Source organism: Sporosarcina sp. NPDC096371 (assembly GCF_044762865.1).
GTDB lineage: Bacteria > Bacillota > Bacilli > Bacillales_A > Planococcaceae > Sporosarcina.
Window position 1 is genome coordinate 179,762 of record NZ_JBIWFE010000005.1, and the last position, 21,059, is coordinate 200,820.

21 protein-coding genes and 1 riboswitch are annotated in these 21,059 nt (G+C 39.9%); of the genes, 17 read left to right on the forward strand and 4 right to left on the reverse strand.

What is annotated here, in order from left to right; all coding sequences use genetic code 11:
* The first annotated feature begins 233 nt into the window (after window positions 1-233).
* The 3 genes from spoIIP (at window position 234) to ACIQ0H_RS14795 (ending at window position 2,517) form a co-directional block, all read left to right on the forward strand.
* A complete protein-coding gene (gene spoIIP / locus ACIQ0H_RS14785) occupies window positions 234-1,049 on the forward strand; it encodes a stage II sporulation protein P (RefSeq protein WP_403416133.1) in 816 nt (271 codons plus the stop codon).
* A 166-nt stretch (window positions 1,050-1,215) separates the two neighbouring features.
* Complete coding sequence (locus ACIQ0H_RS14790; protein ID WP_403416136.1) at window positions 1,216-1,437, forward strand: hypothetical protein; 222 nt, start codon at window positions 1,216-1,218, stop codon at window positions 1,435-1,437.
* A 177-nt stretch (window positions 1,438-1,614) separates the two neighbouring features.
* Window positions 1,615-2,517: a plastocyanin/azurin family copper-binding protein gene (locus ACIQ0H_RS14795; protein ID WP_403416139.1), complete on the forward strand. Its 903-nt coding sequence runs from the start codon at window positions 1,615-1,617 to the stop codon at window positions 2,515-2,517.
* 372 nt (window positions 2,518-2,889) lie between these two features.
* Here ACIQ0H_RS14795 and ACIQ0H_RS14800 read toward each other — a convergent pair whose 3' ends face one another.
* Entirely contained in the window at window positions 2,890-3,642 is a 753-nt protein-coding gene (locus ACIQ0H_RS14800) for a hypothetical protein (protein WP_403416142.1), read from the reverse strand.
* A 595-nt stretch (window positions 3,643-4,237) separates the two neighbouring features.
* Between ACIQ0H_RS14800 and ACIQ0H_RS14805 the strand changes: the two genes are divergently transcribed.
* The 8 genes from ACIQ0H_RS14805 (at window position 4,238) to ACIQ0H_RS14840 (ending at window position 13,345) form a co-directional block, all read left to right on the forward strand.
* A complete protein-coding gene (locus tag ACIQ0H_RS14805; protein WP_403416144.1) occupies window positions 4,238-5,491 on the forward strand; it encodes a mechanosensitive ion channel family protein in 1,254 nt (417 codons plus the stop codon).
* Between the two features lie 413 nt (window positions 5,492-5,904).
* Window positions 5,905-7,128, forward strand: coding sequence for a serine/threonine transporter SstT (gene sstT / locus ACIQ0H_RS14810; RefSeq protein ID WP_403416147.1), 1,224 nt, complete (start codon window positions 5,905-5,907; stop codon window positions 7,126-7,128).
* Between the two features lie 241 nt (window positions 7,129-7,369).
* On the forward strand, window positions 7,370-8,563 hold the full coding sequence (locus ACIQ0H_RS14815; protein WP_403416150.1) for an NAD(P)/FAD-dependent oxidoreductase: 1,194 nt from the start codon (window positions 7,370-7,372) through the stop codon (window positions 8,561-8,563).
* A 21-nt stretch (window positions 8,564-8,584) separates the two neighbouring features.
* Entirely contained in the window at window positions 8,585-9,169 is a 585-nt protein-coding gene (locus tag ACIQ0H_RS14820; protein ID WP_403416153.1) for a helical membrane plugin domain-containing protein, read from the forward strand.
* A gap of 19 nt (window positions 9,170-9,188) precedes the next feature.
* Window positions 9,189-10,607 carry an MBL fold metallo-hydrolase gene (locus ACIQ0H_RS14825; protein WP_403416156.1) on the forward strand — a complete coding sequence of 473 codons (1,419 nt, stop codon included), beginning with the start codon at window positions 9,189-9,191 and terminating at the stop codon, window positions 10,605-10,607.
* Window positions 10,608-10,729: 122 nt separating this feature from the next.
* Complete coding sequence (locus ACIQ0H_RS14830; RefSeq protein WP_403416159.1) at window positions 10,730-11,764, forward strand: PAS domain-containing sensor histidine kinase; 1,035 nt, start codon at window positions 10,730-10,732, stop codon at window positions 11,762-11,764.
* Entirely contained in the window at window positions 11,761-12,399 is a 639-nt protein-coding gene (locus ACIQ0H_RS14835) for a response regulator (RefSeq protein WP_403416162.1), read from the forward strand. The genes ACIQ0H_RS14830 and ACIQ0H_RS14835 overlap by 4 nt, the downstream gene beginning before the upstream one ends.
* A 169-nt stretch (window positions 12,400-12,568) precedes the next feature.
* Entirely contained in the window at window positions 12,569-13,345 is a 777-nt protein-coding gene (locus ACIQ0H_RS14840; RefSeq protein WP_403416165.1) for a sulfite exporter TauE/SafE family protein, read from the forward strand.
* Between the two features lie 349 nt (window positions 13,346-13,694).
* On the opposite strand, the gene ACIQ0H_RS14845 is transcribed toward ACIQ0H_RS14840, so the two are convergent.
* Window positions 13,695-14,171: a hypothetical protein gene (locus ACIQ0H_RS14845; protein WP_403416167.1), complete on the reverse strand. Its 477-nt coding sequence runs from the start codon at window positions 14,169-14,171 to the stop codon at window positions 13,695-13,697.
* A gap of 658 nt (window positions 14,172-14,829) precedes the next feature.
* Between ACIQ0H_RS14845 and ACIQ0H_RS14850 the strand changes: the two genes are divergently transcribed.
* The 5 genes from ACIQ0H_RS14850 to ACIQ0H_RS14870 all read left to right on the forward strand — a co-directional run bounded on the left by ACIQ0H_RS14850 (window position 14,830) and on the right by ACIQ0H_RS14870 (window position 19,186).
* Entirely contained in the window at window positions 14,830-15,750 is a 921-nt protein-coding gene (locus tag ACIQ0H_RS14850) for an HNH endonuclease (protein ID WP_403416170.1), read from the forward strand.
* Window positions 15,751-15,827: 77 nt separating this feature from the next.
* Window positions 15,828-16,229, forward strand: a complete 402-nt coding sequence (locus ACIQ0H_RS14855) for a DUF4181 domain-containing protein (protein ID WP_403416173.1) — start codon at window positions 15,828-15,830, stop codon at window positions 16,227-16,229.
* 429 nt (window positions 16,230-16,658) lie between these two features.
* Window positions 16,659-16,745: riboswitch (cyclic di-GMP riboswitch) on the forward strand.
* A gap of 151 nt (window positions 16,746-16,896) precedes the next feature.
* Window positions 16,897-17,271: a hypothetical protein gene (locus ACIQ0H_RS14860; protein WP_403416176.1), complete on the forward strand. Its 375-nt coding sequence runs from the start codon at window positions 16,897-16,899 to the stop codon at window positions 17,269-17,271.
* 40 nt (window positions 17,272-17,311) lie between these two features.
* Window positions 17,312-18,055, forward strand: a complete 744-nt coding sequence (locus ACIQ0H_RS14865) for a hypothetical protein (protein WP_403416179.1) — start codon at window positions 17,312-17,314, stop codon at window positions 18,053-18,055.
* A gap of 42 nt (window positions 18,056-18,097) precedes the next feature.
* Window positions 18,098-19,186: a methyl-accepting chemotaxis protein gene (locus ACIQ0H_RS14870; protein ID WP_403416181.1), complete on the forward strand. Its 1,089-nt coding sequence runs from the start codon at window positions 18,098-18,100 to the stop codon at window positions 19,184-19,186.
* A 105-nt stretch (window positions 19,187-19,291) separates the two neighbouring features.
* Here the strand turns inward: ACIQ0H_RS14870 and ACIQ0H_RS14875 are convergent, their stop codons facing one another.
* Both ACIQ0H_RS14875 and ACIQ0H_RS14880 read right to left on the reverse strand, forming a co-directional pair.
* Window positions 19,292-19,624 (reverse strand): multicopper oxidase domain-containing protein, encoded by a 333-nt coding sequence (locus ACIQ0H_RS14875; protein WP_403416553.1) that lies wholly within the window; start codon window positions 19,622-19,624, stop codon window positions 19,292-19,294.
* A 21-nt stretch (window positions 19,625-19,645) separates the two neighbouring features.
* Entirely contained in the window at window positions 19,646-20,188 is a 543-nt protein-coding gene (locus tag ACIQ0H_RS14880; protein ID WP_403416183.1) for a multicopper oxidase domain-containing protein, read from the reverse strand.
* 378 nt (window positions 20,189-20,566) lie between these two features.
* Between ACIQ0H_RS14880 and ACIQ0H_RS14885 the strand changes: the two genes are divergently transcribed.
* A complete protein-coding gene (locus ACIQ0H_RS14885) occupies window positions 20,567-20,968 on the forward strand; it encodes a DUF4181 domain-containing protein (protein WP_403416185.1) in 402 nt (133 codons plus the stop codon).
* Window positions 20,969-21,059: the final 91 nt, after the last annotated feature.

Sequence of the window (21,059 nt, forward strand, 5' to 3'; positions counted from 1 at the left end):
AACTCCATTCCATTATTAGGTAACATTCTGATCAAGTAGTTGTTTTTGAAAATTATATTAGAACAAATCCATATTGAACTTATGCTTTTTATGTAATCTGCAACGAAGGCATCCCCAAGCGGCGAGTCTTGTTTCCAAAATTCTTTAATCCAACAGATAATGTACTTAAAATTATCAAAAAGACTTCTATTTACGACGCCTTGCTACATATATTAGCTGACGGAGGTATGCCTATGAAGAAGTCGTTGAAAGTTTGGAGCGCACTGATCTTTGTTCTTTTCATATTTCCCATTATCCTAGAATTCATCCCGAGTGAAACCTCAGGTGAAACAGCAGCTATAGGTCCATTGAATAATCAGCAATTAGTCTATGCGACTAATATCAATGAGCCGGAACCACAACCACAACCACAACCACAAATCCAAACAGCAAAGCGTGCGCTTTTATTTTCTACACATTCCCATGAAGCTTATGAACCCATCACGCAACAACATGATGGAAAAATCGCGGTTTCTCATCCAGAAGCGAATATTATGAGGCTTGATGAAACGATAAAATCCCAGTTGGAGTTCAATGGAATATCAACAGAAATACTTGATGTCGATACTACTTCGGTCATGAAGGAGCAGGGGATTGCTTATCACAAATCGTATGATGTGGTACGGCCGTATGTCCAAAAGTCGCTGCAAAAAGGCAATTATGACATCATCATCGATATTCACCGCGATTCCCTGAAAGCAGATAAAACGACGCTTACGTATGCAGGGGAAAAGTATGCAAAAATCGTTTTTGTGATTGGCGGCGAGCATAATAATTTTAAAGTAAATCAAGAGTTAGCCGAAAGATTGACGACCGAATTAGAACAAATGGTTCCAGGAATAACAAGGCCTCTTGTGTTCAAAGCAGGGCATGGGGTAGACGGCAAGTATAATCAGGATTTAGATCCAAGTCTCATACTCGTCGAAATGGGTGGGATTGGGAATAATGAAGCGGAACTAAATAGAACATCAGCTGTTCTTGCAAAAGCTGTTTCAAATGTCCTTCAGTAAGAAGAGTGTATCTTTGTGACATAATTCTCATGAAACTCTAATCTTCTTCACCTAACTTTTTAATTTGGGGTAGTTATTATAAGAACATAAGCAAAACGGAAACAAGAAATATTAAAACTAACTTATGGAATAGATTAAAAACCAATTATGGAAGGGGATTTTCATTATGCTACAAAATTTCGAGGTAATTACACCATTGTTTGAAGGTCAAGTTAACGAGCGTATTCAATTTAAATTAAACATCGAGGGAAACGACTATCGAGGTATTTTTCATGAACAGGAAGTTCAATGGTTCCAGCCACAACCTCATACTAAAATTGAAAAAAATGAACTTGACGTCGTTGAATCTAGTGTGCGCGATTTGATGACTAACCGTATCGTACACTGAAAAAGTGGCTATCTATTAGCCACTTTTTTTTTATGGAGTTTTTGTTGTTGTGAGCCTATTTTGTGCTTGGCGAAATAAATGTTCGATTTCCCCTGTTCTTGATTCATTAAGAGAAGGAAAATTACATACCCTTGTAAGGTATATATTTTCACTTTTTAATCAGAAGGCGGGGGATAAATGACTACCTATCCATTATTTATATTCGTTTCATTAATCCTATTCACTTTATTAGTCGTTATATTAGCGACAATGTGGAAGACAAAGTTGCGTCCTATGCAAGGAATGATGATTTCCATGTTCTTTGGCATGAATATGGGATTGACTGCTGGTGTACTATTGGGTGTAATTTATCAAGGTAACTTATTTCTGTCAACGATACTTTCGATAACGATTGGCGTGCTTGCGGGCTCACTGTGCGGATTGTGTTTTGGGATTCTCTCTGTATTGGAAGGTTTCATGGCTGGATTAATGGGTGGCATGATGGGGGCAATGCTAGGCGAGATGATTCGTGTAGAGCAGTCGATCCATTTGATACAGCTATTTTTATTTCTATCGCTTTGTACAATTTTCATCATGGTTATTTTAAAAACACCCCGTAATTCGAGGATACATAGTAAAAGGTGGTTAGTAAAACCTATAGTACTGTTTGGTTTTATTGGGGTTTATATAGTAGGGGGTCATTCATTTGTCGAAAAGGTTGGAGATCCAATGGCAATGGGGTCGGCAAAGAAGTCAACTGAAGTTCCCGATAATGAAAGCCAAATCATTGTTCTCGAAACCGCTAATATGAAGTACTCAACCAATAAAATTAGTGTTGAGAAGGGAAGGGCGGTCACGTTAACGCTTAGTAATCTGGATAAGATTGAGCATCACATGGAAATTAAGGCTCCATTCTCGGCAATGGATAATGGGACCCAACATCATCATGGAGCAGAAAGTGATAGGATACATCTCCAAGCATTACCGAAAAGTACGGAGACATTAACGTTTACCCCGACCGAACCGGGCGTCTATGAATTCAATTGTACAGTTCCTGGACATAAGGAATCGGGGATGGTGGGTACGTTTATTGTCAGTTAAATGAAGTAGAAATGGATTCAAGGGCACGAGGTCCTTATTAGGTTCTGCATTTATTTAGAACCTAATAAGAGTCTGGTCCCCTTATGATTTTAATTGTTTGTTCTATGCCTTGCTCCATTCCTCATTTCATGTCTCTTTCCATCCCGATCATCTCTGCGTCTTCCAACCGCTGAATATGGTCCCGTAACGCGATTTTTCGATTAATGGTGAGGTGTACGGTGTTGGGGTTCATGGTAAGCCTGCGAATTTCTTCAAAAGCTTCATTAGAGAAAAGCGCTCGCTGCCAATTATAATAAGCACAGCTGGTTTGCGCCAGCTGTGCTTATTATAATTGGCCTATTAAGAGTGCACCTGAAAATGAAAGGTAAGTAGCTATTTTAAAAACTCCTTCAGGAGGCTATCAGAAAAAGATGTGTTTTGATGAAGGTGAGACAAATGTTTCATTCCATAAGCTCCGTACTGCAAAAATAATCCTTTTTTATTTGCCTCGAAATCCAAAAGTTTATCAGGAAGGGACATTCGTTGCGCCATCGTCGCATGATAAACCCAAGATTTTAAAATGCACTTAGGACGCCAGTTTGTACGAGTCCCCATATAATAATAATATCCAAGTAATAGGCTATCGTCTTCATACCCTTGCTTCCCTTTCAAAAATTGAAGGTCGTATCCACCAATAGTCTTTAAAACCTTGGCTTTATGAATAACTGGGTGGACAAACTTCTCCCTGACCTCATCCCTACTAAAGCCTTCTAATAATGAAATCAAATCCGTCGTATTTTCAGGAAGCGCTATAAATTGATTGAGTGGTGCCAACTCTCCGCTACTTGTTAAAATCCCTGGTGATACCATTGGCTCATCTGTAGTATCTAAAAAATGGAGTAAAGATTCATACCAGTTCCTTGGAAACGCCATATCCAAATGTATTTCTGAAATATACTCCACTTCCTTAAAGTTCTCCCAAATATACTCAAAACATTGCTGCCTTGCTTGTGCAATGCCGATGTTTTCACCAAATCCTAAAACTACGTTTGGAATATTATAATGAGCAAGCATTTTTTCTAAGGTAGCTTGACTAAGATTTCCTTGGTTATAGACGACAACAAATTTCTCGTCTGATTTCCCCATGCTCTCGAAGCATTGTTCAAACAATGGTAAGTCCGAGGGCTTATACAAAAGCGGCATTGTATGAATAACTCTCACTGAAATCACACCTTCCTTCAAAACTGATTGTACTGTGAAAGACTTGATACAATTCAATAACTTAAGTGGAGTATCTGATCAAAATGAACATATACTGCCCCGCTTGGACCTATAATAATTTCTACCCCAATGGCGTTTTCCGTAATTAGCTAAATCAAATTAAAATGTAGACGAGAAGATACGTAAACAATACTCAATTAACTATATGTCCATTGTCGTATGAATGTTCTGCAATACCCCTTCAGTTTTTGCTTTTCCCTAACAATAAATAGTGCATAACAACGTGGTGAAGGACGTCGGGTTCGTTTTGAATTCGAAGTTGTTGGTCAGGGAATCCCTCGATTTTAATCGTATAGTTATAGAGCTTTAAGTTGGAAATGATACCCACACAATAGTATTTGTGGGTATTTGCGTAGTAAGAAATCATTCCCGTTCGAATTTTAATGCCAATTGTTATATGATGAAAGTGATTCTTTAAAAAAGAACGATTTGATTCACAGTGAACGACAGGAGGAAAGAAATGACTTTTATTCGCGGCCGGCTGTTAGGGTATGGAGTGGATGAGGCTTATGTTAATTTGTTGGCCTTTGTCACGTTAATTACCTTCATCATACTCGTTTGTATCATCGCGAACTTTATTACGAAAAAAGTGATTATCCGATTTATAACACATATCATTGGCAAGCATCAAATCAAGTGGGGACATATTTTACTGGAGCGGAAAGTGTTTCGCATTTTGTCTCACTTTGTGCCTGCGATCATTATCTATTTCTTCGCTGAAACTTTCCCGACCTACAAAATAGCAATTCAAACGTTGGCGCTTAGCTACATAATGATTGTGGCATTCAGTGTTATTAACCGCTTATTAAGCGCGTTCAATGACATTTATCAAACGTATGAAGTGTCAAAAACGAAGCCGATTAAAGGCTATATTCAAGTTGCTAAAATTACCATTGTTGTCCTTGGCACCATTTTGGTGATTGCCAATCTAATCGGTAAAAGCCCGCTTATTCTACTTAGTGGGTTTGGTGCTCTTTCAGCGGTGTTCATGTTAGTTTTTAAGGATTCGTTATTAGGGCTTGTGGCGGGGGTCCAGTTATCCGCTACAGATATGGTTCGAGTCGGTGATTGGATTGAAATACCGAAGTATGGTGCAAATGGGGATATTATTGATATTTCCTTGAATACGGTGATGGTGCGGAACTTTGATCGTACAGTGACAATGATTCCAAGTTATGCGCTCATTTCGGATTCATTCATCAACTGGCGCAAGATGCAGGAATCCGGCGGCAGACGCATTAAGCGGGCTTTGTATATTGATACGTCCAGTATTCAGTTTTGCACGGAGGAAATGATTGACCAGTATAAACAGATCCATTTCCTTTCCGATTATATCGTTGAACGTGAACGTGAAATTGCGGAGTACAATCGTGTGAATAAGATTGACCGCAGCAATGTTGTAAACGGAAGGGCGATGACCAATGTAGGGGTATTCCGGGAATACATCCAGCAATACATTCAACAGCACTCTGGTATTCATCAGGAAATGACGTTAATGGTCCGCCAGCTACCTTCGGGTGAGAATGGATTACCGATTGAAATTTATGCTTTTGCGAATAACGTTCAATGGACAATCTATGAAACCATTCAAGCTGATATCTTTGATCATCTTTTTGCCATTGCGGGAGAATTTGGATTGCGTATCTTCCAAAATCCGACCGGCAGCGATTTGCATCGAATGGTTTCAGAACCTGACACCCTTCACTTAGACTAAACGATATTAACTTTTGCTATTTTCATTTGCAAGACCCCTTTCATGAAGAAAGGGGTCTTGTTCGTTCTGCTATATGTTTCTTGAACGAAACACCAACAGCTCGCATGCGTATTAAAAAGGTGTCTAACACATATAGTAAATCAGAGGCTCATGGAATTCCTGATTAGTTTAGAACTTCGTCACTATTTTTTTATTATGGTTCTTTCTCTAATTAATGTTTAACTTATGGATGAATTTCATAAAAAAACCAACTATATTCTGATATGAAAAAATCATTGCGCAATTCTGAAACTGCGTGTTAAAATAAGTTATCAGTCTACTTCGAGGCGAAATAAGTACATATTGCCTCAATGGGGAGAAGTTGCTGTAGGTTATTATCATGTGAGTTTTAAGAAAGAAAAGGGGGGAATATAGTGAAAAATTTATTTGTTAAATGGAACCAAATAAGTCTAGTAAAAAGAATTGTTGTTGGTATTATTGTTGGTATTATCTTAGCGTTAACGGTTCCTACTGCCTTAAGTTGGGTATCTATTTTCGGTTCTTTATTTGTCGGTGCATTAAAGGCAGTTGCACCAGTCTTAGTATTATTCTTAGTGATGCACGCAATTGCCGCGCATAAAAGTGGTAAGAAAACAAATATGAAAACGATTCTTGTTCTATATGGGATAGGTACATTTTTAGCAGGGGCCGTTGCTGTCGCTGTAAGTTTTATATTCCCAGTGACACTGACGTTGACAACAGGGGCAGAAGGGCTTTCTCCTCCAGAAGGTATTGCTGAAGTTCTAGAGGCATTACTCTTTAACGTAGTTGCCAATCCGGTTCATGCATTATTAAATGCTAACTATTTAGGCATTTTAGTCTGGGCAGTCGTTCTTGGGCTTGCTTTAAAGAATGCTAGTCAAAATACGAAAGACGTGATTGGGAGTTTTTCGGATGCCATTACGAAAGTTGTACAATGGGTGATCAATTTAGCACCGATTGGTATTATGGGACTTGTTTTTGATGCGATTGTAACAACTGGACTTTCTGCATTACTTGTTTACGGTAGACTACTATTAGTTTTGGTTGGGTGTATGTTGTTTATCGCACTTGTCGTGAATCCCTTAATCGTGTATGTCTATATTCGCAGAAATCCTTACCCACTTGTTTTCAAGGTTTTAAAAGACAGTGGAATTACAGCATTCTTTACACGTAGTTCAGCTGCAAACATTCCGGTAAATATGAAATTATGTGAAGAGCTTGGCTTAGATGAGGATACGTATGCAGTGTCAATTCCTCTAGGTGCTACGATTAATATGGCCGGTGCAGCCGTTACAATTTCTGTACTAGCGCTTGCAACCGTCCATACGCTTGGGATTGAAGTCGATTTTGTCACTGCACTTCTGCTTTCTGTAGTAGCGGCTATCTCTGCAGCAGGTGCGTCAGGTGTACCGGGCGGATCCCTTTTACTGATTCCGCTCGCATGTAGTCTATTTGGAGTTCCAATTGATATTGCTATGCAAGTTGTTGGTGTAGGCTTTATCATCGGGGTTGTTCAAGATTCTTGTGAAACTGCTTTGAATTCATCTTCTGACGTATTGTTCACAGCTACAGCTGAATATGCTAAAGAACGTAAAGGTATTACTGTGAAATCTTAAAGGTTATGACATAAGAAAAAAGAATTTAATAGCCATGATTATCGGAGATCATTCGATGATTGTGGCTTTTTTTGTTGTGTGAAAATGGGGGGCACCTGCTTACCTGTGATTCTTGAATTTAATTCAGAAGATTGATAATTAAAAATCAATTAGGGGGAAACCCCTATACTTTGTGTGAGTCAAGTCTCCTAAAATATAGATAGCAAGGCACTATCAGCATGTAAAGTAGAGGAGGAAAAACATGAAGACTTCATACAAAGTAGTCATTGTTGGCGGGGGGTCTGCCGGTATAACGGTCGCGGCTAGATTGCTTCGTCAATACCCTTCATTGATGGAGGACGTCGTTATTGTCGATCCTGCAGATAAACATTACTACCAGCCGCTATGGACATTAGTAGGCGGAGGTGCCGCGAAGAAAGAAAGTACGGAAAGAGAAATGGCGAGTGTGATCCCAGTAGGTGCAATTTGGATCCAAGACGCTGTCGAGTCCTTCTCTCCTGAAGATAACCGATTGACAACAGCAAAAGGACAAACGTTAGCGTATGACTATTTAGTCGTTGCAGGCGGCATTGAAATCAATTGGAAAGCCATTAAAGGGTTGGAGGAAGCACTCGGAACGAAAAGTGTGTGCAGTAATTATTCCTACGACCATGTGGATTATACGTGGGAAACAATCCGTTCATTTACAGGAGGGACTGCGCTCTTTACGCACCCCGCTACGCCTGTGAAATGCGGTGGCGCTCCACAAAAAATTATGTATTTAGCGGATGACCATTTTAGTCGATCAGGCGTCCGCAACAAGTCGAACATCATTTTCGGCTCTGCGAATCCAGCTATCTTTGATGTGGCAAAATACCGATTAGCCCTTGAGAAAGTACTGGAGCGCAAGCAAATCGACACCCGCTTCCGCCGAAACTTAACGGAAATAAAAGCGGATGAAAAAATAGCTGTCTTTGAAAATATGGATACACAAAAAATAGAAGAAATCCGCTATGACATGATTCACGCGACTCCGTATATGCAAGCACCAGCCTTCATCCGGAATAGTCCCTTATCGGATGCAACTGGCTGGACGGATGTTCATAAACATACATTGCAGCATATCCGCTTTAAAAATGTCTTCGGGCTTGGGGATAGTTCGAACCTTCCTACATCGAAAACGGGGGCTGCCATCCGGAAACAAGCACCGGTTGTCGTGGACAATATCATCGCACTCATGCGTGAGCAACCCATGAACGGCTCCTATGACGGTTACTCCTCCTGTCCTCTTGTGACAGGCTATAACAAGCTAATCTTAGCGGAATTTAATTACGAAAAAGACCCAACTGAGTCCATGCCGTTTAACCAAGCTGTTGAAAGGGCAAGCATGTATGTCATGAAAAAAGATCTACTGCCGATTATGTATTGGGACGGCATGCTGAAAGGTACGATGTAGCGCGTATGATCAGGAAGGGGGATGACGGATATAGTTACCAAAACAAATTATGAAGGCGGAGACATGCTCCAACTCATAGCTGAATTGGAAAGACCGGAAGTACAAGCGTCACTCACATCTCTGTTAAATAAATTGCCTGAATTTGAAAAAAGCATCCATTCTATTGGCAACGCAGTGCAGTTTGGAAAAGCGGTCGCCACTGATCAATCTGTGATCAATCAATATGATCAATTGCTATCAACCTACAACATCAGCATGGAAACGATTACCTCATTGGTGTTGTTGCTTGAGAAATTGCCGAAGATGTTGGCGATGATTGAGCAACTTGAAAATATCATCGATTTTGCCACAGCCATCGTGAAGGATGATGAGTCAACAGCATACATGCTGACCAACTTAAAGGAGTATGCGGAACCTGTCCTTTCGAAAGGGCAAGAAGGTCTGTCTTTTATACAGGAAGTGAAAGAGCGTGCGCAGTGCAATCCGCAACAAGTAAAATTGTTTTCTTTAGTAAAGTGGCTAAAAGATCCAATGGTTCAAAAGGGATTTTGCTATGTGCAGGCCGCGCTGGAAGTCATGAATGAAAAAACGGAAAAAACTACTTGAAGAATAGGAGTTATCAATCATGCTGTTACGTTATTTTTATGATGAAAAATTAGCGCACGCCTCCTATGTAGTCGGTTGCCAAGCAACGGGCGAGGCGGCCATCGTGGATCCGATGCGCAATATCGCGCCTTATATCGAGCTTGCTAAAAAAGAGAATTTAAAAATTGTCGGCGCTCTTGAAACACATATCCACGCTGACTTCGTATCCGGCTCCCGCGAACTAGCCGATCGTTTCGGAACGAAGTTATATCTATCAGATGAAGGCGATCAAGATTGGAAGTATGAAAATATCGACCATCTTGACCATCAGCTGTTAAAAGATGGCGATGCATTTTCAATCGGTAATATCGTATTCCAAACGATGCATACAGCTGGCCACACACCGGAAAGTATTTCGTTCCTACTCACCGACCGCGGAGGCTCCGCAGATAAACCGATGGGCATCTTTTCTGGTGACTTTGTATTCGTAGGGGATATCGGACGTCCTGACCTGCTCGAAAAGGCGGCAGGCATTCAAGGCACTTCCGAGTCTGGCGCAAAAGCGATGTACCAATCTCTTAAAAGATTCAAAGCGCTGCCCGATTATTTGCAAGTGTGGCCAGCGCATGGTGCGGGTAGTGCATGCGGAAAAGCCCTTGGCGCGATTCCATCCACAACGGTCGGGTATGAAAAACAATTCAACTGGGCGATGCGTTGTGACAATGAAGAGTCGTTCGTACAAACCTTGCTAGATGGGCAACCCGAACCCCCTTCCTACTTCGCTATTATGAAACAGGTCAATAAGGTAGGCATTGAGTTGATTAAAAACCTTGTGGATGTGAACATGCTCACTTCAGTGAAAGAAGTAGAAGATATTATAGCAGCCGGACATCAAGTGATTGATACACGTAAAGTGAGCCAGTTCGCAGCAGGACATATCGAAGGGACGATCAATATACCGTTCAACAACGCTTTTACAAACTGGTCCGGCTGGATAGTGGACTATCAGCGGCCCTTATATGTGCTGGTGACCCCTACAGACCTTGATGAGGTCTTGGTTGCATTGCGTTCCATCGGCATTGACAATGTAGCGGGGTTTGCGGATATCGAAGCGGTATTGAAAGAAGCAACTATGCTGGAATCATATGACAACATAACGCCGTCTGAGGCAAAAGAAATGATCGATTCAAGTGATGTATATGTGTTGGACGTTCGGAATCAAACAGAGTTCGATGCTGGACATATCGATCGCGCCAATCATGTCATGCTAGGCACATTGCGTAATCGATTGGATGAAGTCCAAACGGATAAGAAAATTATCGTTCAATGTCAAGCAGGTGCACGCTCTGCGATTGCCGCAAGTATACTCCAAGCGAACGGGGTGAAAAACGTCGTTAATCTGACAGGCGGCTATTCAAGTTGGCGTAGGGAAATAAAACAAGACTTAAGTATTCGATAATCACACCATCAACCGACCGCCAAGACGCGACTTGGCGGTTTTGTTTAATTATTTTTCCTTCGTGTCTGTCAGATGGTATGATATGAAAAAAATGGGCTTCATTTCACGGGGGAGTGGGCATCATGTTAGGGAAAATGCTTGGCAATGAATATTTATTGCAGGTTTTTAAAAATATTCAAGACGGAATCATCATAATGGATGATTCACGGGAAATTTTGATGATGAATCCTTCAGCAGAGCGATTGACAGGTTGGGAAGTGGCGGGGCGTGTTCCTTTCTGTTCATTTTGTGAGGATCGGAAAAGAAGCGAAGGGGAAAATCGGTGTTATTTAATCGAAAATGAGGAGGTCCCTTATTTCTTATCGAAAATGCCGACCTATCATGGAAAGAAGATCGATGTCGAAATGAGTACAGCTCTGATGTACACGGATCCGCTGAATGATCGGAAAGAGTATTTACTCGTCTTACGGGATCAAACCCTACAATTAAAGGAAAAAGAAGCCCGATTTTCAAAATTGATGATTAAGAATCTGATTGAAGCAAAGGAATCAGAACATAAACGACTGGCGCAAGAGCTACATGATGGTGTCGGACAATCGTTATATTCGATTTCAGTTGCCTTGCAAGCCATTGTGTCCTATGTGAACAATCCCAAATTAAATACGTATATTGAGGAAGTCCGTCTCGAACTGCAAAAAGTGATGAACGATATCAAGTTGTATTCGTATCAATTGCGACCTCACAGCATCGACCAGTTAGGCATTGTTCCAACATTGAATACCCTTATTGATTCTGTGCGAAAAGTGCATCCAGACATCCATATCCACTTTGACACGAAATTTTTGGATCGATGCAGTCCGACTGTTGAAATTAATCTCTACCGGGTTGTTCAGGAGGCGCTACATAATATCACAAAGTATGCGCAAGCAAAACATGTACATATCACATTGAGCAAGCTCGAAGACCGGTTAACTCTACAAGTCATCGATGATGGCATTGGCTTTACGAAAGAGACCATTCAGAATGAGGGATTGGGGCTTAAGCATATGGAGGAGCGTATTGATCAAATAGGCGGAACGTTTGTGATCAATTCAGCCCGGAATGAAGGGACAAGCATCCAAATACAGATTCCAAAATGGAAGGAGGAGTCCATTTGATTAAAGTGCTAATCGTAGATGATCATGTGCTGATTAGGAAAGGGATTGTTCTATTGCTGGAACAGTATAAGGACATCGAAGTGGTCGGTGAAGCGGGAGACGGGGGAGAGGCGGTTCAACTTGTAGCCAAAACCCATCCCGATGTTGTGCTGATGGACATTTCTATTCCGAATGGCTTGGATGGATTGACAGCATCTCGAGAAATTATGAAATTACGGGACGATGTGAAAGTGATTTTGCTGACGATGCATAATGAGATTGGCTATATCCAAAGAGGTATAGAAGTTGGAGCACACGGATACCTCCTAAAGAACAGTCAAGGGGGCGAACTCTATGAGGCGATACGGGCGGTGCATAATGGACAACGCTATTACAAGGTCGGTATTCCGGACAAGCAATTGCAAAAGTTATTTAATCAAAAAGGGAAAGAACAACGTGGACTACTGACGATCCGTGAACAGGAGATTGTGGGATTGAGCATTTTAGGGTTTTCGAATATCGAAATCGGTAAAAAGCTTTATATTAGCAATAAAACCGTGGAAAACCACAAAGCCAATATCATGCAAAAGCTTGAACTGAAAAATCGGTCGGAATTGATTCAATATGGATTAAGAAATAAATACGTGTCCCCCTAAGTCACAAGCCACTTATCCTTTCGCGTCGATCACGAATTCATCGCGGAGTGGATGAGTTTTTTTGTATAAGGATACATAGATGGTGGAAACCCCCTATAGGGATGATTCGATCATCAAACTATAATGAAGGAAGAGGTAGTGGAGGCAAGTATAGAAGGAGTGAAACTAGATGGATGTAACGTTTATTATTGTTGTCTTTTTAATTGGTTTCGTTGGGTCGTTTGTTTCCGGAATGGTCGGTATCGGAGGCTCGATTATTAAATATCCGATGCTGCTGTACATACCGCCTCTTTTTGGTTTGGCAGCATTCACGGCGCATGAAGTGTCGGGCATAAGTGCAGTGCAAGTCTTTTTCGCTTCGCTTGCAGGTGTTTGGGCATACCGGAAAAGCGGTTACTTGAATACATTACTCATTCTCTATATGGGAGGCTCCATTCTAGTAGGTAGTCTCATCGGTAGCTATGGCTCGCAGTCTTTATCCGAAAATGGGGTTAATGTCGTGTATGGCGTTCTCGCGCTCATTGCGGCGATCATGATGTTCGTACCGAAGAAGAAAATCGATGATATGCCAATGAATGAAGTGACCTTTAATAAGTTTGTAGCCGCCATTTTGGCGTTCATCGTCGGTATTGGATCTGGAATTGTTGGTGCGGCGGGTGGTTTCTTACTAGTGCCTATCCTACTCGTTGTATTAAAGATTCCAACACGCATGACGATTGCGACAAGCCTGGCCATCACTTTTATATCCTCAATCGGTTCTACAATCGGGAAGCTGACGACAGGGCAAGTTGATTATTATCCCGCGGCGATTATGATTGTCGCTAGTCTACTAGCTGCTCCATTGGGCGCGAAAATGGGAGGAAACCTAAACACAAAAGTATTGCAGGCGATACTGGCGGTCCTCATTCTAGCAACTGCGATTAAGATTTGGGTGGATCTTTTATAATGGGGAGACGTAGGTGCTATGTTTTCGTTGAATGCAGGAATCGATGGGAACATAGTGTCTTGGTGATTTGATGGGAAAGTACGCTGTACAAGTGTCCGACGAAAAACGCTGAATTTCCAACAAAGAGTGCAAATCCTCCAACCACTCTCTCTAAGAAACAATAAGCTCCCAAAACAATTAGTAGCACCTTACATGCCGAGACTTACCGAAGGAAAGGCCCTTCACTCTGCGTGTCATACTCTTCGTGAGTAGTACCAGAGGTTCTGATTGAACGCTGAATTGTGTTAGAACCTGGTACTTGAAAAAATTCATTGCTAATTTTTGTTGCAATAGCAATCCCCATTATTAATTAATACAACTCTTCAGCGGCCTTCTTCATGAACTGATATGCTTCAGGGTTACGGAAGTCTTCTTTTACTATTCCAAGGCTGTCACTTGCAAAATAAAGATGCTCAAGCCAGTCGTTATCATTGCATTGAATTGCTATTTCACATTCTTTTTCAATATAGGGAACACTGATTTTCTTTCCTAGTAGCCTAAACAGCTCAATAGCCTCTAATGCCCCCGGCCAGTTTCTATCCTGAAGTAAGCCTGCCAATTTAGGTAAAGCCTTTTTATTTCTTGGGTACCCCATTTTTGTTAATATGCCTACTCCATTTTCCCAACAAGATTTTCCGTATTTGGGAATTAACATATCGGCCTTATCTGGTGAAACTCTAGAAAGAATTTCAATAGCTTCATCCTGAGTTTCTTTTGGAAGTTCCCAATTCAAATTGTAAACATAATAAATAATTTCTTCGTCTTCAAGATCTAAATAATCTGTCATACGTACACTCCTCAATTACTAGACGATACTGAAATAGCTTGTACAAGTCTAGTGAATTCTTGTGTCCTCTTATCCTTCATTTTATCCTTTGAAACGGCAGTCTAAGTTCACATTATCACAATACACTGGGCTAATCACCAGTACTTAGATAAAAAGTAATCGTTGGGAATTTGTAGTTGCTCAATGTTTATGAACTAATGATACCCTATAATCTCCAGCGAAGGGGCCTTACTGGGGTAGCCGAAGCAATAAGACAAAGGAGGGATGCAGTTCATTCCCTCCCCTGACAGCGGTCTTCTGTCTGGCTTATTGCGGGAGGCATCCCCAAGCGCCGAGCGTTGTTAGTATGATTCTTTATATCAACATATATATAGACTGAGTAGTTACTGTTTGTGAGATGAAATGTAGATATACCTGTCCTTATTAAACGGGAATTAGGCTCCTGGGCAATGTCCCTTTTTCATTTCCATATACTTTTATCGAATCTACCTGTCAGATTCTCTAATTCAACCGACGAATTAGAGTTATTTTATTTGGATAACATATAAGATACTTTTCATTTCATTCAAGAAAAAATCATAATTACAGCAAGCTTTACAATAAGCAGTTATGATAAGAATAGAAAATCGTTGAATCGCAATTAAGGAGTGTTCTATATATGCAAAGTTTCATTGTCATGCAAGGTCAGACGTATCAAGAAGAAAAAGAGTTAGGAATGATTTGGTCGCGGGAACAAGATAGTGGTGGGAGTTTACCTCATTCATGGCTACGCGTGATGGAAGTAAATGAAGGAGATCGCATATTTCATTATGTGAAAGGAGATATTGTGGCGATTAGTGTGGCTACATCCGATTGTCAGGCAGCGCGGAGACCATCAAGTAAGCCACATGATGCAGAGTGGGAAGGTAACGGCTATTTGGTGGAATTGGACTATCATGAACTTGAAGTACCTGTAAATGTACGTTCAAAATTCGATGTGATTTTACCGCTATTGCCTATCAAATATTCTCCATTTCAAGCCGATGCCAATGGTAATCAAGGCTATTTGTATCCGTGTAACGAGGAATTATCCATCAAATTGTTGGAGCTCATTAGTGATTCGAACATTTACCAAGTAGATGAAGAACAATTGGAATTAGCCATTGGCACGGTTCGTCAAACCGAGCGCAATACGTTCATTCCAATGCTTGCTGAAACAGAAACAGAAGTGAAAACAAAGATTCGTTTAGGCAAACAAAAATTTAGACAAGGTCTACTACCATTATGGGCCCAAAAATGTGCGCTCTGTGATATTGAGTTACCCGAATTACTTCGCGCGAGTTATTCGAAACCTTGGAAAGATAGTACGGATTTTGAACGAGTAGATCCTTCTAACGGTGTTCTGCTATGTTGTAATCATCATGCGCTCTATGAGAATGGATTGATCGCATTTGATGGACAGGGTAGGTTGCATATTTCATCACAAATTCCAGAAGAGGATTATGAGAAATATGGGATACGGCCTAAAATGAAAATCGCTCGAAATGAAAAGAACAAGCCTTTTTATAAGTGGCATAAAAGAAATGTATTTAAAGGATAATTGTGGTAGTATTTTTATTTGTATTGTAAAGTGAATGGTAGGGGATGTTATTCAAACATCTACGGGGGAGGGATCTAATGTTTTGGCCAAAGTTCATCCTATTTGCGGCAATTGTTATTGCCATAAACGCCTCAATCCAGTTGCTGGTTAGAAAGCTACTAAACGTAGAGAAGAAGAAATCATTTCTCCGAACCCATGTAAATCATTTACATAGAGGAATTGATTGGGGGATATGGATCGTCACCGTGATCGGCACAGCGGCGTCTTTTTATCTCATCTTCAGTAAGGATTATTCATTGTACCTATATTTGGTGGTACTTCTTTGTTTCAATATTACTTCAGATATCGTTAGAGCTTTTTTTGAGTGGAAATATTCCGAGACGCCCAAACACTCGATTCTGACAATTAGTGAGATGATTTATATTACGATTGTGGTAGTTGTTATCATTCAATTTGATTTGTTGAGTTCTTGGACTTAACAGTTACGGTGCGATATAAGTTTATCAATTGAATCCAGCGATGTAGCGGGGTTCATTGAAATATTAAATCTAAAGCGATAATTGGGCTCGGCTGCAATTATCGCTTTTTGTGTTCCTATTTTTAATGTTTTCCTATCTAGTATAGCTTACTGAGTCCAGGCATGGAGCTAGCTTTTAAGACTAGTCTGAGTAGCATGATCAATATGGACAAGATTGTCAACCTAACGTGGTTGGTAAAGATAAATCGAATAATAAAATCATTCCATTTTTCATTCTCATTTGCTTTTCCTACAATAATGGAGTGAGTAGAAAACCCCTTGAACTAATCTTATTCTCTTCAGTAAAAAGTACTAATATAGAAAAAATATTGTAAGTAGTTTATACTATTATACGGATAGGTCAATGTGATATTATGATCATACTCCTTTAAATTGAAAAAGGTGAAATTATCGATAGGTAAGGACACAAAGCTACGGGTCTAAAATCCTCTTGGATAATGATAGTCGGGTTGCCAGGATAAGAAGTGGTTATTCGGCTACCCCCCAATTTTTGATTGGGGTAGCTTTTTCATTTAAAAGAAGTACTGTAATGAACGGCAGCTTACATTGTCAGGTCTTGGAGATAGGGACAGTAGCTAAAAAATAGTAATAAAAAAGGAGGTTAAAAGATGTTAGTTGTTGATGTGCCAAAATATAAAATGGCAATTTATGAAGCAAAGAAAGAAGTACACGTTCAGGTAATAGGGTTTATTAAAGCAGAACTTGTAGAGGTATTTTTAAAGGATTTACAAGAAACTATAGCAAAAATACCAAAAAATACGTATACGTTTGTAACTGATGGAACACATCAATCACCCCTTCCTTCAAAAGTTTCAGCAGAGCTAGGGGATACGATCATGTTTTATGTTTCACTTGGCTTTAAACATGTTGTGATAGTAAATCCTAAATCTATAATTGCTAAAGTACAAGTTCGAAATGCGCTCGAGACAATTGATTTCCCAGGAACAGTAGTCGATCATGTTTCTGAAATAAATTTACGCTAGTTTTTAATAAATCGAATCTATTTTGGAGAGGAACATCACAATGCAGACAACTTTGGAGAAGAACATCACGATGCAGACAACAGAAGATTTATATACATACGAAATCCTTACAAAGGCCCAACCAGATTTAATTGAAAAGGCAGCAGCATGTTTAGCAAGCACATTTATTGGAGTAGAAGTTGCTGGCAAATGGGTGCAAGAACCGATAATCGGGTATGCCTTAGAATTACCCTACGAAGACTTCTATCAATTTACGAAGGAATATATCGAGTCAATTGCTCACCAAGGCTACTGTGTTGTTGCGCTAGATAAAGAACAAAATGTTGTAGGAGCACTAGTCGGGGATACAAATGTCCTTGAAGTTATCGAAGGCGATATTTTTAGCGGTACGTTTGCTGATATGAATATAGTAATGCGTGTATTAGAGGATATCGATACTCGATTCCTAGATGATTATAAAAAACGTTATGGAAAAGATGCGGAAGATGGAGAAGTATTACATTTATTTTTATTAGGTGTAATTGCTGAGTATAATCGTCAGGACATTGTACAAAGGTTAGGCGATATAATAATGAAAAAAGCAACAGAAGAAGGCGTTAGACTTGTGTTAGGTGAAGCGACAAATCCGAAGTCAATGCGCTTGATGGAGAAGTTTCATGGTTTGAAAAAATATGTAGACGTAGAAGGAAACTTTATTGTTCATAAATATGAAAGCAACGAGAAGCTAAGCAGTATTCCATCGACTATAGCAGATGGGATCTATATCATTGTAAAAGAATTGTAAAATATCATCGTTAATAAGTTAGTAGAATAGGAGGTTTTTTTCATGGAAGCTATCTTGTTAGGAATGATAGTCGTTTTATTATGTACATCTTTGTATTTTGCTTACCAATATTTTGCGCTTAAACGTCATTCTCATATAAATAATCAGGTTATAAACGAAATGAAGGAACTATCAGCAGGTCAAGAAGAGCCTTTTCAGTTATTTGCAAAAAATGTGTTTGAAAAAGGTGAAATACTTACTGAACATGGGGAATACGCAACTGAGAAGGCTGATACTGTAAGAGCTGCAATAGATGAGGTAGGTAAGGGATTAAAAAAGCAATTAGTAGCTACAGAAGAAAGTGCCGCATCGATGGAAGAAATGACACAGGCTATCGAAGATCTATCCGTGCGATCCAATCAAATTTCAGAGCAATCGAATACGACCTTAGAATTGACGCAAGAAGGAAATGTGAAGCTCAAGAATTCATTGGAAAAAATGGATAATTTTAATCGGACGGTAAATACAACATCCGATGCAATGAATAAACTTGGAGAAAAATCTCGCGAAATCGGCTCGATAGTCAAAGTGATTTCAGGGATTGCAGAACAAATTAATTTATTGTCATTAAATGCGGCAATAGAAGCTGCCCGTGCAGGTGAACATGGTAAAGGATTTGCAGTTGTTGCGGACGAGGTTCGAAAATTGGCCGAGCAATCACGCCTGGCGTCTTCAGAAGTATCCAATATTGTGAAGAATATACAAGAAGAAACTGAAGTAGTGGTCAAGTCCATGCAACAGGGTACAGATGAATTTAAAGATACAAATACGACCATTGTAGAGGTTGGAACCATGTTCGAACAGATTTTAGCTACGACAAAGATCATTGCTGAAAGTAATGAATATTCTTCCGCAAGTACAGAAGAATTATCTGCTACTTCTCAGCAAATCATGGCAACAATTGTTGAGATAGCCTTTATCTCTCGAGAATCAGTTGAAATGTTTGAAGAGCTAGTTGAAATTAGCGATGATGAATTAAATACAATGGAAAATTTAGTTCAAGAAGCAAAAAATCTAGTAGAGCTAAAAAATGATGAAAAACTTTTTTCCTTAGATCAAGGTGCTGAAGCTAAGGTCAGTGTGGCCGAATAAAGAAATATTTAACTCCCGCCATTTCAATATTAGAAAGCAATCCACACAACAAAAAGTGTTGTGGATTGCTTTTTTTTTCATGTAGTTACTGTATGTTGACTACCCTCAACAATAACTAACCGTAGTAAGCATACCACCCACGCCAGGTGCGCCATTGTTTGTGACGTGATGTGGCATGTGACAATGAAAAGGCCAGATACCCGGATTGTTCGCGAGAAAGCTGATATCCCACGTCTCTCCGGAAGCAACGAGTATTGTATTTTTACAGATTTGTGTATGCTCAGCAATAGGGAAACCATCTGCACCTACAACACGAAACTGATGACCATGTAAATGCATGGGGTGGTGATTCATTTGAATGTTGCCAAAACGAACGCGTACAGTATCCCCGTACTCTACAGCTAAAGGTTCCGTATACGGATAGCATTTCCCATTGATCGTAAAGAAATTGAAATCTGGTTACTCAAAAGTTAAGTCATATATGCCTTTTGTAAGGTCGCCACAAGGCAGCTCGCCAATCGCCCATTCTTGAAGTAAACAAAGATAGTCTTTAGATTGTGGGATGTTTTGCAAGTTTGGATCTTCTACAATAAAGCCACCTAACAGCCCTGCATTATCTTGTACGGCAACATTTACATGCGAATGATACATATAGGTTCCAGGTGGATTTTTAATTGAAAAATGATAATCGAAATAATGCCCCGGTTCAATGAATGGGGAAGGTTCGATTGGAGGAACGCCGTCCATGTTATTTGGTACAAGTAAACCATGCCAATGAACGCTCGTTTTTTCAGGTAAGCGGTTGATTACTCGAATACATACATGATCTCCAGGATTGACGCGAATAGTGGGACCCGGTGTAGAACCGTTGTATCCCCATGCTTTAATAAAAATCCCATCTACAAGCTCCCACGTAATTTCTTCTGCAATCAACGTGAAAAACTTTGTCCCATTAGCTTGCGTAATATAGGACAAATCCCCAATGCCCGGGGTTATAACCATATAGGCCCTCCTAAAAGTTATCATTAATAACACATTGATAAACTTATAAAATATATGTGAAGGTCGTATGAATATGAATAATCACGATTTCTTGGTGTTGCGATTACGTTGCGGGACGAAAAATGCCCCTTTTTCTACGGCATTCCCTTCAAATATACCTTCCATTTTAGGTAGATACATAATTATAGAAAAAATAAGTGAGGGTACTAAGTTCTTATCGAACGCTGAATGTAGTGTCAGTGATCTCACCCCTAATGGAATAATTGGATTTATCTGTCATGTGAGTGTAAGATAGTATCCATCTATATTGCGTTTGTATAGTAAGCTGATTAACGGGTATTTGATAGCAAGGGCACTTATTAATAGGGGAGGGATCTGATGATGTGGGGGGAATTTATCCTATACGCGGCACTTTTTATTGTCGTGGGTGCATTGATCCAGTGGCTGTTAAGAAAGCTTCTTAGCATAGAGAAAAAGAAAATATTTTCGTATAACCATGTAAATGATTTACATAAAAGAATTGATTGGACGATAAGAATCGGCACCGTGATTGGCGGAATTATTTCTGTTACTCTTGCAATCAATAATGAATATTCTATATACGTGTATATGGCTGTGCTTCTTGGTTTCGGTATACTCACTGAAGGTGTTAGAGCTTTTTTTGAATGGAAATATTCCGAGACGCCCAAACACTCGATTCTCACAATTGGTGAGATCATTTATATTACGATTGTGATAGTTGCCATCATTCAATTTGATTTATTTAGTTCGTGGACTTAACAGATACGCTGCTATATAACTTGATCAAATGCATCCAGCGAAGGCGCATTCGCTGGATGCATAGAAATAGTAAATTCAGGTACTGAATCTA